Annotated in this window: 12 protein-coding genes; all 12 read right to left on the reverse strand. The window is 69.8% G+C overall.

The window, feature by feature from the left end:
• Window positions 1–100: 100 nt before the first annotated feature.
• Entirely contained in the window at window positions 101–2,167 is a 2,067-nt protein-coding gene (locus tag C8P66_RS21375) for a DUF7024 domain-containing protein (protein WP_111400322.1), read from the reverse strand.
• A gap of 5 nt (window positions 2,168–2,172) precedes the next feature.
• Window positions 2,173–3,408, reverse strand: coding sequence for an argininosuccinate synthase (locus C8P66_RS21380; protein ID WP_111400323.1), 1,236 nt, complete (start codon window positions 3,406–3,408; stop codon window positions 2,173–2,175).
• 136 nt (window positions 3,409–3,544) lie between these two features.
• Window positions 3,545–4,162, reverse strand: coding sequence for a PEP-CTERM sorting domain-containing protein (locus tag C8P66_RS21385; RefSeq protein ID WP_245903721.1), 618 nt, complete (start codon window positions 4,160–4,162; stop codon window positions 3,545–3,547).
• A 265-nt stretch (window positions 4,163–4,427) separates the two neighbouring features.
• Window positions 4,428–5,594, reverse strand: a complete 1,167-nt coding sequence (rlmN, locus tag C8P66_RS21390; protein ID WP_111400351.1) for a 23S rRNA (adenine(2503)-C(2))-methyltransferase RlmN — start codon at window positions 5,592–5,594, stop codon at window positions 4,428–4,430.
• Complete coding sequence (locus C8P66_RS21395; protein ID WP_111400352.1) at window positions 5,591–6,082, reverse strand: invasion associated locus B family protein; 492 nt, start codon at window positions 6,080–6,082, stop codon at window positions 5,591–5,593. Before C8P66_RS21395 ends, rlmN begins: the two co-directional genes overlap by 4 nt.
• A gap of 83 nt (window positions 6,083–6,165) precedes the next feature.
• The gene (locus C8P66_RS21400) at window positions 6,166–7,047 is read right to left on the reverse strand and encodes a polyphosphate kinase 2 family protein (protein ID WP_211314234.1); all 882 of its coding nucleotides are present in this window, start codon (window positions 7,045–7,047) and stop codon (window positions 6,166–6,168) included.
• Complete coding sequence (locus C8P66_RS21405) at window positions 7,044–8,261, reverse strand: MFS transporter (RefSeq protein ID WP_111400325.1); 1,218 nt, start codon at window positions 8,259–8,261, stop codon at window positions 7,044–7,046. The genes C8P66_RS21400 and C8P66_RS21405 overlap by 4 nt, the downstream gene beginning before the upstream one ends.
• Window positions 8,258–9,142: an endonuclease/exonuclease/phosphatase family protein gene (locus C8P66_RS21410; RefSeq protein WP_111400326.1), complete on the reverse strand. Its 885-nt coding sequence runs from the start codon at window positions 9,140–9,142 to the stop codon at window positions 8,258–8,260. Before C8P66_RS21410 ends, C8P66_RS21405 begins: the two co-directional genes overlap by 4 nt.
• 49 nt (window positions 9,143–9,191) lie before the next feature.
• Window positions 9,192–11,294: a hybrid sensor histidine kinase/response regulator gene (locus C8P66_RS21415; protein WP_111400327.1), complete on the reverse strand. Its 2,103-nt coding sequence runs from the start codon at window positions 11,292–11,294 to the stop codon at window positions 9,192–9,194.
• Between the two features lie 52 nt (window positions 11,295–11,346).
• On the reverse strand, window positions 11,347–13,371 hold the full coding sequence (locus C8P66_RS21420) for a DUF2075 domain-containing protein (protein WP_111400328.1): 2,025 nt from the start codon (window positions 13,369–13,371) through the stop codon (window positions 11,347–11,349).
• Entirely contained in the window at window positions 13,368–14,231 is an 864-nt protein-coding gene (locus C8P66_RS21425; RefSeq protein ID WP_281271370.1) for a DMT family transporter, read from the reverse strand. Before C8P66_RS21425 ends, C8P66_RS21420 begins: the two co-directional genes overlap by 4 nt.
• Window positions 14,228–15,373, reverse strand: coding sequence for a GNAT family N-acetyltransferase (locus C8P66_RS21430; RefSeq protein WP_111400330.1), 1,146 nt, complete (start codon window positions 15,371–15,373; stop codon window positions 14,228–14,230). The genes C8P66_RS21425 and C8P66_RS21430 overlap by 4 nt, the downstream gene beginning before the upstream one ends.
• Between the last annotated feature and the right edge of the window lie 5 nt (window positions 15,374–15,378).

Here is a 15,378-nt window from a genome sequence, read left to right on the forward strand (position 1 = left end):
ACGGGCTGCGACGCCCCAGGGCCCTGCGGCCTTTCACCCGCCACCGCACCACCAACGCTAGCCGATGCCGGCGCGGATGAGCCAGACTTACAAGGGCGCCTCAGGGCGCCACCAGCTCCACCCCGAGCAGACCCACGCCGATCGAGCGGCTGTCCCCGCCCATCCCGATATCGACGGGGCGGATGGGGCCGGGAATGTCGAGCGTCACATCGACCACCGCCTGCCCTTCGGCGAAGGGCAGCTCGACCAACAGATCGGCGTCGTGGCGCAGGGTCACCACCTGATCCGCCTCGCCGGCTGACAGCGTGACCACGCGCTGCCCCGTCCGCGGCGCGAAGCCGCGCAGCCAGAGCCGCACCCGGCCGCCACCACTCCAGCCGGGTGGCAGGGGGAGGATCAGCTCAGCCTCCGCCCCCTCGGACCAGACGCCCCAGGGCTCGGGGTCAGACCAGCCGGAGGCCAGCCAGTCCCGCGCCTGTGGCCCGGCCTGCCCGATCCCGATGCGGCCCGGATAGGGGACCGGCGGCACCGGCCGCGCCAGCCAGTCGATCGGCCGGCCGGGCCCGGTCCAGGTCATCGATGCCAGATTGATGCCGCAGAGGCTCTCGGCCAGCCCATGCGCGCGGGCATAATGGCGCACGCGCCGGTCGTAGTGCCGCCCGTTCGGATCGGCGAAATTCCAATCCGGCGGCAGGCTGCTGTTGAAGCCGGCGATGGTCGGAAGCTGCGTCAGCGTGGCGCCGAACATCGCCTCGGTGTTGTGGTCGTAGATCCCTTCGATCCGGTTCCGCGCCATCCCTTGCCGGGGGCGCGACGGCACGAAGGCGGCACAGCCCGGCGGAGGGGGCGCCGCGGCCCAGCGGGCGGCATCGGCCCGGGGGTCATAGTCGGCGTGGATGCGGGTATTGGCCTGTTCGGCCAGGATCAGCACCGCCACCAGCCCCGCGACCAGCGGCGCGCGATGCGCCAGCCGCCACAGCCCCCAGGCCACGCAGCCCACCAGCATCGCCCCGGCCAGCACCGGTATCCGCGACAGGTCACGCATCCCCGCGGCGCCGGGCAGGCGCAGCATCGCCCCCCAGCCCCAGACGCTGCCGAAATCAGTCGCCAGTGCGACGAAGACCAGGCTGAGCACGCCCACCGCGGCGACCCCTGCGGCCCCCGGCGTCCGCCGGCGCAGCCCGGCCAGCGCGGCCCCGATGGCCAGCAGCGCGGTGATCGCGAACATCGGCGTGAAGCCGGGCGGCTGGTTCTGCCCCGGACGGAACTCCCCGCCCAAGGCCGGCGGATCGGCCCAGCCCCACATCAGGTTGGTGGCCCCGAGGCGATGCAGATCGGCCGGCGACGGCGCCAGCTCGCGGATCGCCCAGACGGGGTGCCCCCCCGCGCCGCCACCCAGCACGGCGGCATAGAGCCAGACCGCCGGCGAGGCCGCCAGGATGAACAGCACCCCGATCGCGGCCACCGCGGCGAAATTCTGCAAGGGCCAGCCGAGCAAGGCGCGATACCCGCGCAACGCGGCCGCGATCATGATCAGCCCGCCGAACAGCGCGCCCATCCAGGCGACATAGCCGCTGGTCAGCATCAGCGCGCCGAACAGCACCGCCGCCCCGGCGCCGTAGCCGAGGCCCGCCCGCAGCCGCCCTTGGGCGATCCGCCCCAGCGCCTCCATCAGCAGCACCGCCACCAGCAGCGCCGGGCCGAAGGCCAGCAGTTGCACATGGCCCAGCCGGCCATACCAGCTGTTCGCCACACAGGCCGTGGCGCCGGCGAAGAGCGACCAGGCAAAGGACACGCCGAACTGTCGCCGCGCCAGCAAGGCCACGCCGGCGAACATCAGCAGCAGCAGGGCCGCATGGGTCAGGTTGGCGGCCAAGCCCGGATCGGCCCCCAGCAGCCGCGCCGGGGCATAGATCAGCCCATGCAGCAGATAGCCGTCATTATAGGCCAGCGTCTTGGCATGCGGGAAAAACCAGGGCGGCCGCGACCAGGACCAGGCCCCGCGCAGCACGCCCACCCAGTGTTCGTGCAGCGCGATGGCGATCCGGCCATCGGTATCGCCGCCAAAGACCTTGCCGAAGCCATGCGCCAACTGCTCGCGGAACACCGCCGCGAGCATCGCCAGCGCGACGGCCGCCGCGGCCCCGGCGCGCGGCAGCCGCGACATGGGGGTTAGAGCGCCCCGCCCTTGCGCCCCGCCATCGCGCCGAGCCGCAGCCGCAGCGCGTTCAGCTTGATGAAGCCCTGGGCGTCGAACTGGTCATAGGCGCCCTGGTCGTCCTCGAAGGTCACATGCTTCATCGAATACAGGCTGTTCGGCGAACGGCGGCCGGTGACGATGGTGTTGCCCTTGTAGAGCTTCAGCCGGACCTCGCCGGAGACGCTCGCCTGGCTCTCATCGATCATGGCCTGGAGCATCCGGCGCTCCGGGCTGAACCAGAAGCCATTGTAGATGATCTCGGCGTAGCGCGGCATCACGCTGTCCTTCAGATGCGCGACCTCGCGATCCAAAGTGATGCTCTCGATGGCGCGGTGCGCGACATGCAGGATGGTGCCGCCCGGGGTCTCGTAGCAGCCGCGGGACTTCATGCCGACAAAGCGATTCTCGACCAGATCCAGCCGGCCGATGCCATTGGCGCGGCCCAATTCGTTGAGCTTGGTCAGCAGCATCGCGGGCGAGAGGCGCACGCCGTTGATCGCCACGGCGTCGCCGCGCTCGAATTCCATGGTGATCTCGGTCGCCACATCGGGGGCGTCCTCGGGGCGGATGGTGCGCTGCCAGACCATCTCGTCCGGGGCTTCCCAGGGCTCTTCGAGGATTTTGCCCTCGGAGGAGGAGTGCAGCAGGTTGGCGTCCACGCTGAACGGGGCCTCGCCGCGCTTGTCCTTGGAGACGGGGATCTGGTGCTGCTCGGCGAAGGCGATCAGCGCGGTGCGGCTGGAAAAATCCCATTCCCGCCAGGGGGCGATGACCTTCACATCCGGCTTCAGCGCGTAATAGCCGACCTCGAAGCGGACCTGGTCATTGCCCTTGCCGGTGGCGCCATGGGCGACGGCATCGGCACCGACCATCTCGGCGATCTCGATCTGGCGCTTGGCGATCAGCGGCCGGGCGATGGAGGTGCCGAGGAGGTAGCAGCCCTCGTACAGCGCATTGGCGCGAAACATCGGGAAGACGAAGTCGCGGGTGAATTCCTCGCGCAGATCGTCGATGAAGATGTTTTCCGGCTTGATGCCGAGCATCAACGCCTTGTCACGGGCCGGCCCAAGTTCCTCGCCCTGGCCGAGATCGGCGGTGAAGGTCACGACCTCGCATTGGTAGGTGGTCTGGAGCCACTTCAGGATGACGCTGGTGTCGAGGCCACCGGAATAGGCGAGCACGACCTTTTTGACATCCTTGACGCGCATCGACCGCAATCCCCTGCATGGACGGCCGCGTATGCCCCCAAGGGGGCGAAGGAGCAAGGCGGCGCCGCCCCCGGGCACGCTGGGGGCGGGCAGGCGCGGCGACACCCAAGAAGCCGCGCCTGCCCGCTTGCCGGGTTCAGCCGACCGGCGGCGCCCGACGACGGCGCCGGGCCGCGGCGAGGCCCAGCAGGCCGGCACCGAAGAGCGCGATGCTGGCGGGTTCGGGAACCGGAACCTGCGTCAGCGTGACATTGGCGCCATTGGTGATGGAGCCGTTGGTGTCGAAGAACAGGTCACCGATGTCCACGATGAAGCTGCCGCCGACGCCGAAGTTCACCACCACCGGGCTGAAATCGATGAAGAAGTCGGTGAGGTGAAACAGCGGATCGAGCAGATCCTGCACCGGGCCAATCAGCGCACCGGTCGAGGCCACCACCTGGACCACCGAGGCCAGCGGATCGGTGAAGGTCAGGTTGGCGGTCACGCCGAGATTGTTGGTCTCGTTCTGGCCGAGGCCGCCGGCGCACAGCAGCGAGGGATTGATGCAGGCCTCCAGCAGGGTGGCGCGGCCGAACAGGAACGACTGGGTATCGCCGAGTTCGAGGCTGAAGGACTGCGGCGTGACCAGGCTGGTGAAGACCACGTCGAGCTGGCCCGTGCCGGCGCCATAGCCGGACCCAACGCTGAACGAGCCCGAGGTGATGCTGAAAAGAGTGGGGGCCGCATGGGCGGCGCCAACTCCGAGGAAGGCCATGGCACCAATCGTGGCGCTCAGCAATTTGCGGAACATAACCGTCTAACCCCTCCGATGAGCTGCAGCGGAACTGCTGCGCCAGATCAAAAGAGCAAGCCCCATGCCGAGACATTAATTCATTGATATTGCTTGGTTATTTTAGGGATTTGGGGACATCCACGGGGGCGCTGTAAACTTTGCCGACAAGGGTCGCCGGCATGGCTTCACCCGGAGCTTGCGCCAGAGGAAACAGGCGGGACGTCCGCCGGCCGAGCGGCGGTGCCGCTTAACCCACCCGCCGCACGATCCGCTCGTTCTCCGTCCGCAGCTGCCCGCAGGCCGCCGAGATGTCCCGCCCGCGCGGCCGCCGCACCGGCGCCGAATAGCCGCCCTCGCTGACGATATCGGCGAAGGCCCGTACCGCCTCGGGCGTGCTGGTCTCGTAGGGGCTGTTCGGCCAGGGGTTGAACGGGATCAGGTTCACCTTGGCCGGCAGCCCGTTCAGCAGGCGCACCAGCTCCCGCGCCTCGGCCGGGCTGTCGTTCACGCCGCGCAGCATCACGTATTCGAAGGTGATGCGCCGCGCATTGGTGGCACCGGGATAGCGCCGGCAGGCCGCCAGCAGCTCCGCCAGCGGGTATTTCCGGTTCAGCGGCACGATCTCGTCGCGCAGCTCGTCGGTGACGGCATGCAGCGACACGGCGAGGTTCACCCCCAGCTCCTGCCCGCATTTATCCATCATCGGCACCACGCCGCTGGTGGAGAGCGTGATCCGCCGGCGGGAGAGGCCGATGCCCTCCCCATCCATCGCGATCTTCAGCGCCTTGGCGACGTTCTCGTAATTGTAGAGCGGCTCGCCCATGCCCATCACCACGATGTTGGACAGCAGGCGGGGGTTCTCGTCATTCGGGCTCGGCCATTCGCCGTAGCTGTCCCGCGCGGCCATGAACTGCGCCACCACCTCGGCCACGCCGAGGTTGCGGGTCAGCCGCTGGGTCCCGGTGTGGCAGAATTTGCAGGACAGGGTGCAGCCGACCTGGGTCGAGATGCAGACCGAGCCGCGATCCTTCTCTGGGATATAGACGGTCTCGACCTGCTGCCCGTCGCGGAAGCGGAACAGCCATTTGCGGGTGCCGTCGGTGGAGGTCTGTTCCTCGGCGATCTCCGGCCGGCCTATGACGAAGCGTTCGGCCAGCTTCTGCTGCATCGGCTTGGCGATGCTCGACATCACCGAAAAATCGGTGGCGCCCTGGTAGTAGAGCCAGTGCCAGATCTGCTTGGCGCGGAACGGCTTCTCGCCGATCGCCTGCATCTCGGCGATCAGCTCCTCGCGGCTCAGCCCGACCAGCTCACGCCGGCCATCGGGCAGGGTCGCGGGCGGTGGGGCAAAGATCGCGGCCTTGGCGAGGATGCGGTCGCGCTCGGCCTCGGACAGCAGCAGGGCGGCGCTCATCGGCGTGCGGCCGGGCACTCGCGGCTGATCGCCTCATAGGCGGCGGTGAAGCCGGAGAGCGAGAAGGTCTCGTTCGCGGTCCCGCGCCCATTGGGCCCCGGCACCGTCGCCACCGCCTCCCGCCCCGCGCGCAGGGCGGCGATGGCGGCGGCATTGTCGCGGGCATAGGCGGTGTCGGCATGGGTGTAGAAGGCGAGGTCGGTATCCCCGACCTTCACCGCCGCCGTGGCATTGCGCTGGAAGCGGTTGCTGCCGCCCTGGAAGGCGACCTGGTCGCGCCGGTCCGGCCGGTGGCTGACGGTCAGGGTCGGCGCATCGCGGGTGGAGCCGGGCCGGGTGGCGCGGGCCAGGGCGTAGCAGACCTTGTGGCCGGACTCGGTCACCGTCGCGGCCGTCCAGGCCCCAAAGGTGCCGATCGCGCGCGGCCCCGCGGCCGCCCGGGGGCTTTGGGCCAAGCTTGGCATGGCCAGCAGGACAGCGCCCATCATCAGGACACCGGAGAAACGGACGGAGCGAGGCATGCGCGGGAGATAGGCGCAAGGGGCGCGCGCGTCCACCTTGGAAACCATCCTCACTCCTCCAGAAGCGCCCGCGATTCGATCAAAGCGGAGCGTTGCTCCTGGGTTGGCTTCGGATATTGCAGTTTCAGCGCCTCCAACGCCTCGACCATCGCCGCGACGACGATCAGCCGGGCGTAGCGCTTGTCGTCGGCGGGGATCACGTACCAGGGGGCGGCCTCGGTGGCGGTGGCGCGGATCGCGTGGTCGTAGGCCTTCTGGTAGCTGTCCCAATGCGCGCGCTCGGCGACATCGCCGGCGCTGAATTTCCAGTTCTTCTCAGGCTCGTCGATGCGGGAGAGGAAGCGGCTGCGCTGCTCCTCCTTCGACATGTGCAGGTAGAACTTCAGCACCCGGATCCCCTGGCGGCCAAGGTAGCGCTCGAAGGCCGCGATATCCTCCAGCCGCTCGTCGAAGACCTTCTTGCCGATCAGCTCCGGCGGGATGTGCTGGGTCATCAACAGTTCGGGGTGCACCCGCAGGACCAGCACCTCCTCGTACCAGGAACGGTTGTGGATCCCGATCCGGCCCCGCTGCGGCAGATGCGTCACGTGGCGCCAGAGGAAATCATGGTCGAGTTCCAGCAGCGTCGGCTGCTTGAAGGATTCGACCGAGGTGCCCTGCGGGTTCAGCCCGCTGAAGACGTGCTTGATGGTGCCGTCCTTGCCGGCGGCATCCATGGCCTGGAAGATCACGAGGACCCCCCAGCGGTCTTGCGCGGACAGCGTCGCCTGCAATTCGGCCAGTTGCATGACACCCTTCGCAAGCCCGTCCTCGGCCTTGTCCACGTCAAGGCCGGGCTTGTCCTTCGTCGGGTAGTCCTTCAGCCGGAACTTGGCGCCATCGGTCACGCGATACCGATCGACCAGCTTCAGCATGGATTTGGCCTTGATCATCGACGCCTCCAGATTGCCCAGGCGGTGGTTCCGGCCTGCAACATAAGCGTCATCGCCAGCGCCCAACCATAGCCCGCCGCCTCCCACCCACCCGAGGCGTTGCGCGGCCAGAGGTCCAGGATCTGCCCGATCGCGGTTTGCAGCAGGAAGACCAGCGCCAGCATGGTCGCGTTGATCGCGGTCGCGACCCGCCCGGCGAGCTGCGGGCCGAAGGATTGCCCGACCGCGGCATAGCCCGAAGGCCCCGCGGCACCACAGAAGGCGAAGCCGAACCAGACCAGGGCGAAGAGGCGGGAATCGGTGAAGGGATGCAGCAGCAGCAGGATCTGGCACAGCGCCATCCCGCCCATGGCGATGAAGGGCACCAGCATCGGGTCCTGCCCGCGCCGCTGCAAGCGGCTGGAGAGGCGGCCCATCAGCAGACTGCCGACCGAAACCCCCGCCGCATAGCCCATCAGCACCGTCGCGCGGGAGGTATCGCCGAGCCCGCCGACATCCCGCAGCCAGGGCCCGGCCCAAAGCCCCTGCCAGGTGAAGTTCAGCGCCGAGAGCAGGGCGATGCCCGGCACCAGCCGCACGAAGACGGGATGGGGGAAGATGCGGCCGATCTCGGCGATCTCGGTCAGCAGGCGGCGGCGCGGTGGCTCGGGGGCGCCCGGCGGGGCATGCGGCACCGAAAGCCAGACCCAGAGCGACAGCGCGACGCCCATCCCCGCCAGCAGCACGAAGGCCCCGCGCCAGCCGATCAGCGGCAGCAGCGCCTGCACCGGCAGGGTCGCCGCCAGCCCTCCCATCGCGCCGAGGAAGACGGCCAGCCCCGTCGCCCCGGCCACGGCGTGCCGCGGCAGCCATTGCGTATGGGCCTTGAGCAGCGCGATCAACGCGCCGGCGATGCCGACCCCGGTGATCGCCCGCCCGACGCCCAGCCAGATCGGCCCCACCGATACCGCGCAAAGCAGGAAGCCGGTCGCCGCGACCAGCGCCATCAGGCTCTGCACCCGGCGCGGGCCGTAGAGGTCCATGGCCAGCCCGAGGGGAAGCTGCGCCGCCGCATAGGCCATGAAGAACACCGCGGCCAGAAGCCCGAGCTCCCCGGCCGAGAGCGCATATTCCACCGCCAGCAGCGGCCCGATGGTCGCGACCAGGGTGCGGGAGGCCTGGTTGATGAAATTCATCCCCGCCAGCGGCAGGGTGATCCGCGCAAAGACGTTCACGGCAGGCCGAGCGTCACGCCCGCCGGGCAGTGGTCCGAGAGGCGCTGGCGGGCCGAGGGGTCGGATTCGGCATAGACCAGCACCCGCAGGCTGTCCGGGCGCAGCCAGCCGCGCGCCGCCCCACCCAGCAGGATGTGGTCGATGAACGGCCGCCCGCGGCCGCCGCCGCGCGACCAGCAGGGATCGCCCCGGCCGAACATCGCCCCGGTCAGCGGGGCGGAGGCGGTCAGCACCCGCGTCATCGCATCGGTCGCATCGAGCCTGCGGTTGAAATCGCCCATCACGGCGAAGGCGCCGCCCTCACGCTGCCGCGCCGCGATCCAGCCGGCGAGGATGCCGGCCTGCTCGGCCAGCGTGTCGCAAGCGTCATCCGGGGGGCCGAGGTGCCCGTCGCGGCAGCCGGCCTTCAGATGCACCGACAGCAGCCGCAGCCGGCTGCCCTCCGCCTCCACCGTGATATCCGCGCCGCGGCGGAGCGAGTGCCGCGCGCCGGCATAGACATCCAAGGCGGCGAGATCGTCATGCTCGGTGACCCGCAAGCCCCGCCGGACCGCGAAGCCCGGGCGCTGCGTGTCGCGCTCCCGCGTCAGATAGAGGCCCCACCGATCCGGCGGAAACACCCGCGCCGCCGCATCCTCGCCGTCGATCTCCTGGATCGCCACCACATCGGCATCCAGTTGCGCGGCATAGGTGGCAAGGCGGGCGAAATCCGCGGCACTGCGCCTGCGCACATCGCGGGGCAGGTCGGGATGGCCGGTAGGCTTCAGCGTCAGCCAGGCGATGTTCCAGGTGACGAGACGCAGCTCGCGCGCCTGCGCGGCCCCGGCACCGCCCAGGATGAGGAGGAGCAGGGCGAACAGGAAGAACGGGCGACGATGCATGGCGGCAACCTGAAGCCAGTCGCCCCGGCTGACCAGCCCCGCGCGCCCCTCAGGCGACGGCGCGGCCGGGGCCGATGGCCTCGGACACGGCGCGGCGCAGCGCCTCGGCGCCGATCGGCTTGGTCACCACCGCCCGCATGCCGGCCTTGAGGCAGGCGATATGTGCCTCCGGCGTCACATCGCCGGTCATCGCCAGGATCGGCACCCGGCCGCGGCGCCCGGCAATGGAGCGGATGGCCCGGGCGGCCGTCAGCCCGTCCATCACGGGCATGTTGAGATCCATCACCACGAGGTCGAAATCCTCGGCCTCCGCGGCCGCGACGGCGCTGGCGCCATCCTCCACCATCTTCAGCACATGCCCGTCCGGGGCCAGGAATTCCCGCAGCAGGATCTGGTTGGCGCGGACATCCTCGGCGACCAGGATCTTGCCGGTGACGCGCAGGGCCATCGGCAGCTGCGGCTTGGCAACGATGGTCGGGACCACGGGGGCCTCCGCGGATTGCAGGCGGATGGTGAAATGGAAGCGGCTGCCCTGCCCTGGCGTGCTTTCGGCATCGATGGCCCCGCCCATCTCGACCGCCAGCATCCGGCAGATGGCAAGCCCGAGCCCGCTGCCGCCATGCCGCCGCGCGGTGGAGGCATCGGCCTGCTCGAACCGATTGAACAGCCGCGCCAGCATCTCGGGCGCCATGCCGATGCCGCTGTCGCTGACCGAAACGCCAAGCTCGATCGCCCCGCCCGAAAGCTGGCGGTGGTGCGCCGCGAGGATGATCTCCCCCTTGGTGGTGAATTTCACCGCGTTGCCCAGCAGATTGTCGAGGATCTGACGCAGGCGCACGGGATCGCCGGTCACCCACTGCGGCAGGTCCGGCGCAAGCCGCACCTGCAGCCGCAGGCCCTTGGCCGCCGCCTGCGCCTGCGCCATGCCGGCGGCATCGTTGCAGGCGGTGGGGAGGTCGAAGACCAGGGCCTCCACCCGCATCCGCCCGGCCTCGGATTTCGAGAAGTCGAGCACGTCATCCACGATGACCTTGAGCGACCGGCCGGCGCGGCGCTGGTGCTCCACCCATTCGCGCTGCTGCGGCGTCAGGGACGATCGGGCCAGCAGGTCGGAAAAGCCGAGGATGCCCTGCAACGGGGTCCGCAGCTCATGGCTGACATCGGCCAGCAAGGCGGCGCGCTCCCGCGCCTCGCGCTGGGTCCGGCGCAGGCCGTGGCGGAAAGCGAGGATGGCGACCACGCAGGCGGTGAGCAAAGCCGCGATCCCGCCGCCGAACAGCAGGGCGCGGATGCGGGCCTGCGGGGCGAGGGCCAGCGCCACCGGCACCGAGACGCCGACATGCCAGCCGGGAATGTCGTTCAGCGGCATGACGGCACGCATCGCATCGACGCCCTCGGTGGTGAGCACGCGCCGCACCATGAAGCCGACCGTCCCCGTCATGTCGATGTAGTTGGCGGCGGCGCGGGTGCCGATGATGGCTTCCTGGCTGGAATTCCGCCCGACGATGACATGGTTGGAATCGGTCACGGTGCCGATCCAGCCCTCGGGCAGGCCGGCGGTGGCGACCGCCCGCGACAGGGCGGACGGCGGGATCGTCGCCGTCAGCGTGTAGCGTGGGCGGCCATCGCGCATGACCGGCACGCGAATGCCGATCCGCCCCTCTTGCAGGGCGCTGACGTCCGGTTGCGCCGTGGCCAGCACCCGGCGGATGGCGGCCGGGTCCACCGGACGGTCACCGACGGCGGTATTGCCGGGCCGCAGGGAAAACAGCCGCGCGGCGCCGTCGCTCAGCAGCAGATTCGCCCAATCCGGCGCTTGCTCCGCCACGCGGGCGGCGTCGATGCGAAAGGATTCGAGATCGTCCCGCTCCAGGTCCAGCGATGTCGCCAGGACGCGGAGCATCGAGGTGGTGCCCAGGACGTTGTATTCGATGGAATGGGCCAGGGCGACGGTGCTCTGGCGCAGCCGTTCCTCCATTTCGCCCAGGCTGCGGGCGCTCACCATCTCGACCAGTACCAGCGAATAAGTGGCCAGCGGCAGCAGCGCGAAGAGCGCCCATATCGCGCCGCCGAGGCGCGCGCCGCGCAGAAACGACCGGACTCCGCGCAGCCGATTGCGCGAGGGTCCGCTCCCAAACCCGCCGAGCGTCATCGGGCGGCGCGAGAAGTTGCGTGTAGGTCAAGATGCGCCATGCCCTGCAACCTTAGGCGTCAAACCCTATCGATGCGCAACCGGCCAAGTCTCGGAAGTCGCGATTTCGCCCGTCGGAGGCAGGCAACACGGGCGTGGCGGGTCGGGCGCCGCAGCGCAGCAGGAAGGTGGCCACCGCATCGAATTGCGCGGGATCGCGGGTAGGGTCGCTGTGCTCGCCCGCGGGCACATAGACCACCGTCTCGTAGCGCGCCCGGGTCAACAGCACGCGATAGGTATTGCGAACAAACTCAAGGTCCTGCGCCTTGGTGACCCGGTTCCACCGCGTGCCGGCAAAGGACCGCGCGGCCCAGGCCCCCGCATCACGAACCAGATCCCCGCCCCAGGCCAGGCCGACGACGTCCAATTCCAGCCCCTGGCAGGTGTATTCCGTCGCCACGACCTCAAGCGCGTCGCTCCCCCGCACATCGGGCCAACGCCGCAGGAACCAGTCCGGCGCATTGTCCGCGGCCCCGACCTCGACCCCGAGGCCTTCGGCCCGCAACCGTCTGGCGCCTGAACTCGCGACCAGGCCGGCGCGGCGCAAGCCGCGGGCAAGGCCACGCAGCATCGCCCGCATGTCGGCAAGATCGCGGGTGACGAAGAAGGGCACGCCCCCTTCGGCCAGGGCGATGGCCGCGGCGCGGGGTGCGTCGCCATCCAGCACTGCCTCGACCCAGGCGGCACCGATATCGGAGGTGACGGAGCGAACGGGAACGGTCAGGTCGAGATCCGGATCGATCGTCAACCAGGGCGCGGGCGCGTCAGACAGGCGCTGGACCGGATCGGTGGCCGTGATGACACGCTCCGCCGCAATCGCCTGCCAGAGCCCGTCGGCCTCCGCGATGACACGGCCCCATTCCGCGAGCCCGGCCTCACCGGTGTTGATCTCCTGCCCATTGCCGATCAGCGCGACGATGACGGCCCAGCCGGGAACGCGGGCCATGATCGCCAGCGTATGGGCGGGTTCGCTCATGGTCAGGCGGCTTGCGCGGCGCAGCGTGTCGCGGGTGGCCTGGGCCTGATCCCAGGCGCGCTGGGCCTCGTCGAAGACGATGACATGCTCCGGCGGGGTGCCGGCCAGATTGTCTTCAAGGAAGCGGTGCACATTCTGCAGCGCCATCTTGGTGCGCCGCCGCGCCTCGGAGGGTTTGGTGCCGTGCCGCTCGATCGCGTCCCGCGCCAGGGCCTCGCGCAGCACGGCCACCAGCGGGGCATTGCCGGTCAGGAAGGCGGCCCCTTCCTGCCGGGCGGGGCCGAAGACGGTGTTCAGCCCGCACAAGGTTTTGCCGGCGCCCGGAATGCCCGTGACGAAAACGATCCTGCGCTGGCCAAGCCTGCGGGCTTCGTCCACATGCCGCGCGATCGCGGCCGTCGTCCGCGTCAAATTGGGCAGATCGGCCCGCGCCGCGGCGATCGCGGCGACACCGTTGCGGGCGTAGAGCAGGGTCGCCGCCTCAACGATATGCGGCACAGGGCGATAGGGTGCGGCGATCCAGTCCGGCCCGTCGAGCGGGGCGAACGGCTCCGGCGCCGTCGCCAGGATTGCCGCGACCAGCGCCGGCAAGGCCGCAGGCGTGGTGGCGATTGGGCTGAGCACGCCATGCCAGATCAGCGGCGGATCGAAGACATCCACGGCGCCAGCCCCGGACGCCACGACCAGCGGGATGATGGGATGGTCGCGGCTTCCGGAGTGGAAGTCGCGAAGATCCAGCGCGTAATCCTCGGCCTGGGCGAAGGCGGCGGGGTCGGCGCGTCCGGTCTTGAACTCCAGGACCAGCAGCGCCTTCGGCGTGACGATCACCGCATCCGCCCGCTTTTCCAGGCGCATCAGGTCGTATTCCAGCGCGATGGTCCAGGCGGCGCCGTCGGCATCGGCGACCAGGCGTTTCAGCGCCTCGATCTGCGGTGTCCAGACCAGGGTCTGCCCCGCCTCGGCTGCCAGCCGGAGCGACTGCGCCACCGCCAGCCGGCCGACGATCTCAGCCGTGGCCGTCGCCAGCAACTCCTGCCCGGTGCAAGCAAACCACGGTGTCATGCGCGCCTCGGCCAGGTTGCCAGCACCACGCTTCCCAGCAGCAGCGCGAAGCCGGCAGCATGGGCCGCCGAGCCGCTCTCGCCCAGCACCACCAGCGCCACCGCCGCCGCCGTTGCCGGCAGGAAGGCGGTGAAGATCCCCGCCAGCCCCGCCTTCACCCGCTTCAACCCGGCGTACCAGAGCAGCAGGCACAGCACGCTGGCGGTGAGCGCGTGGAACAGCAGCAGCACCGCCAGGCGCGGATCGGCCAGCACCACCACCTCGCCCAGCACTGGCAGGCAGAGCGGCGCCAGCAGCGCCACCGAAAACCCCTGCATCCAGAGCGAGGCCGTCACCACCGGCACCCGCCCCGCGATGCGGCGCGCCAGCACGGCATAGACCGCCTCGCCACAGACCCCGGCAAAGACCAGCACATCGCCGAGCAGCGAGACCTCCACCCCGCCGCCGCGCGCCAAAGCGATCGCGCCCATGCCGCCCGCCGCCAGCACCACCGCCAGCCATTGCCGGGGCGGCAACCGCTCCCGCAGCCAGATCGCACCGCCGACGGCGATGACGGCGGGGAGCGTGGCCAGCACAAGCCCGGCCTCAAGCGCCCCGGTCAGCCGCAGCCCCGCCAGCAGCGCCGAATTGTAGAGCACCGTCCCGAACAGCGCCTGCCAGAACAGGTTCTTCGTCACGTCCCAAGGCAGCCGCACCGGCCCGTCGATCATCCGCGCCAGCGGCCAGAGCACGGCGCAGGCGATCAGGCAGCGCAGCCCCGCGATCATCGGCACGGGCAGGCTTTCGGCCAACAGCTTCGCCACCGCCACATTCGCACCCACCAGGGCCATGGAGGAGGCGAGTTGCAGATAAGGGATCAGGAATCCTCGCCCGCCCGCCGAAAGGGCGAGCCGGTGGCAAGCTCGGCCATGTTCGCCGCCATCGCCACCCGCTCGCGGGCCAGGAAATCGGCGATGGCGGCACGCAGCCCGCGATGCTCGATCCAATGCGCGGAATGGGTCGCGACCGGCAGATAGCCACGCTGGATCTTGTGCTCGCCCTGGGCGCCGGCCTCGACGCGGGAGAGGCCATTGGCGATGGCGAAATCGATGGCCTGATAATAGCACAGCTCGAAATGCAGGAAGGGCGACTCGACCAACGTGCCCCAGTTGCGGCCGTAGAGCGTGTCGGCGCCGATCAGGTTCAGCGCGCAGGCGACCGGCTCACCATCCTTCTCAGCGACCATCAGCACGACGCGATCGCCCAGGCGATCCGCCATCAGCGGCCAGAATTTTTCGGTGAGGTAGGCGCTGCCCCATTTGCGATCGACGGTGTTCTGGTAGCAGCGGTTGAACACCCGCCAATGGCGCGGCGTGATCTCGGCCCCGCGCAGGGCGCGGAACACCAGCCCGGCGTTCTGGGCATCGCGCCGCTCGCGCCGGATCGCCTTGCGCTTGCTGGAGCGGAACAGGCTGAGGAAATCGTCGAAGGACGAAAACCCGGCGTTGGACCAGTGGAACTGCACCCCGGTGCGGCGCAGCCAGCCGGACTCCTCCAACCCGCGCGCCTCATCCTCGCCGCAGAAGGTGACGTGGCAGGAGGAGAAGCCGATTTCCTGCGTCGCCTGGCGCAGGGCGCCGCCCATCACCTCGGCGGGCATCGCGCCCATCAACCGCCGCCCCGGCACCGGGCTGAACGGCACCGCGACCTGGAGCTTGGGGTAATACTCGCCCCCCGCGCGCTCGAAGGCTTGCGCCCAGCCGTGGTCGAAGACGTATTCGCCGTAGGAATGGCTTTTCGCATAGGCCGGCGCGCAGCCCATGATGGTCCCGGCCTCATCGCGCAGCACCGCATGCTGCGGCAGCCAGCCGGTGCGGGCATTGGCGCTGCCGCTATCCTCCAGCGCCGAGAGGAAGGCGTGGCTGGTGAAGGGATTGTCCCCACCGGCCAGCGCATCCCATTCGGCGGCCGGGATCTCGGCGATGGCGCGGTGGAGGCTGAGGTTCAGGGTTTGCGGCGGCATGGGGG

The sequence above is a fragment of the Humitalea rosea genome (assembly GCF_003253705.1).
In the GTDB taxonomy this organism is placed as follows: domain Bacteria; phylum Pseudomonadota; class Alphaproteobacteria; order Acetobacterales; family Acetobacteraceae; genus Humitalea; species Humitalea rosea.

What these genes read in the sequence shown, in the direction of transcription:
- C8P66_RS21375 (WP_111400322.1), bottom strand. Translation starts at nt 2,167, where the DNA reads ATGTCGCGGCTGCCGCGCGCCGGGGCCGCGGCGGCCGTCGCGCTGGCG.
- C8P66_RS21380 (WP_111400323.1), bottom strand. Translation starts at nt 3,408, where the DNA reads ATGCGCGTCAAGGATGTCAAAAAGGTCGTGCTCGCCTATTCCGGTGGC.
- C8P66_RS21385 (WP_245903721.1), bottom strand. Translation starts at nt 4,162, where the DNA reads ATGGCCTTCCTCGGAGTTGGCGCCGCCCATGCGGCCCCCACTCTTTTC.
- rlmN (WP_111400351.1), bottom strand. Translation starts at nt 5,594, where the DNA reads ATGAGCGCCGCCCTGCTGCTGTCCGAGGCCGAGCGCGACCGCATCCTC.
- C8P66_RS21395 (WP_111400352.1), bottom strand. Translation starts at nt 6,082, where the DNA reads ATGATGGGCGCTGTCCTGCTGGCCATGCCAAGCTTGGCCCAAAGCCCC.
- C8P66_RS21400 (WP_211314234.1), bottom strand. Translation starts at nt 7,047, where the DNA reads ATGATCAAGGCCAAATCCATGCTGAAGCTGGTCGATCGGTATCGCGTG.
- C8P66_RS21410 (WP_111400326.1), bottom strand. Translation starts at nt 9,142, where the DNA reads ATGCATCGTCGCCCGTTCTTCCTGTTCGCCCTGCTCCTCCTCATCCTG.
- C8P66_RS21415 (WP_111400327.1), bottom strand. Translation starts at nt 11,294, where the DNA reads ATGACGCTCGGCGGGTTTGGGAGCGGACCCTCGCGCAATCGGCTGCGC.
- C8P66_RS21420 (WP_111400328.1), bottom strand. Translation starts at nt 13,371, where the DNA reads ATGACACCGTGGTTTGCTTGCACCGGGCAGGAGTTGCTGGCGACGGCC.
- C8P66_RS21430 (WP_111400330.1), bottom strand. Translation starts at nt 15,373, where the DNA reads ATGCCGCCGCAAACCCTGAACCTCAGCCTCCACCGCGCCATCGCCGAG.